This is a genomic window from Bacillus sp. LR--39 (assembly GCF_053613335.1).
In genome coordinates this window covers 1-891 of sequence record NZ_JBSIOT010000530.1, presented here as the reverse complement: position 1 = coordinate 891, position 891 = coordinate 1, and the positions used below count along the sequence as shown (strand labels likewise).

1 protein-coding gene is annotated in these 891 nt (G+C 50.6%); it reads left to right on the top strand.

The genetic code is table 11. The features are described from left to right. A partial coding sequence (locus ACWHAR_RS24675; RefSeq protein ID WP_452088131.1) for an AMP-binding protein occupies positions 1-891 on the top strand: 891 nt, incomplete at both ends.

Genomic DNA, 891 nt, shown 5'->3' with positions numbered 1-891 from the left:
AAGGACATGACGATCCCGAAACTGTTCCAAGAAAAGGCTGAGCAGCTTTCAGATCATCCAGCGGTTGTATTTGAAGATCGTACATTGTCTTATCGAATGTTACATGAACAATCCGCACGCATCGCCAATGTGCTGAAACAGAAAGGGGTTGGACCGGACAGTCCTGTCACGGTTTTGATTGAACGCTCTGAACGGATGATTACAGCTATCATGGGGATTTTAAAAGCCGGCGGGGCCTATGTGCCGATTGATCCGGGTTTTCCTGCTGAGCGCATTCAATATATTTTGGAGGACTGCGGGGCGGACTTCATCCTGACTGAATCGAAGGTTGCGGCACCTGAAGCCGATGCTGAGCTGATTGACTTAGATCAGGCAATTGCAGAAGGTGCAGAAGAAAGCCTGAATGCAGATGTGAACGCACGGAACCTTGCCTACATTATTTATACATCGGGAACAACCGGACGCCCGAAAGGAGTTATGATCGAGCATCGCCAGGTTCATCATTTGGTTGAATCTCTGCAGCAGACGATTTATCAAAGCGGCAGCCAAACCCTGCGGATGGCATTGCTTGCGCCGTTCCACTTCGATGCGTCAGTGAAGCAGATCTTCGCGTCGCTTCTTTTGGGACAAACCCTTTATATCGTACCGAAGAAAACTGTGACGAACGGGGCCGCCCTTGCTGCATATTATCGGAGAAACAGCATTGAGGCGACGGATGGAACACCGGCTCATTTGCAAATGCTGGTAGCAGCGGGCGATTTTGAAGGCCTAAAACTGAAGCACATGCTGATCGGAGGAGAAGGCCTGTCATCTGTTGTTGCGGACAAGCTGCTCAAGCTGTTTAAAGAAGCCGGCACAGCGCCGCGGTTGACCAATGTGTACGGGCCGACT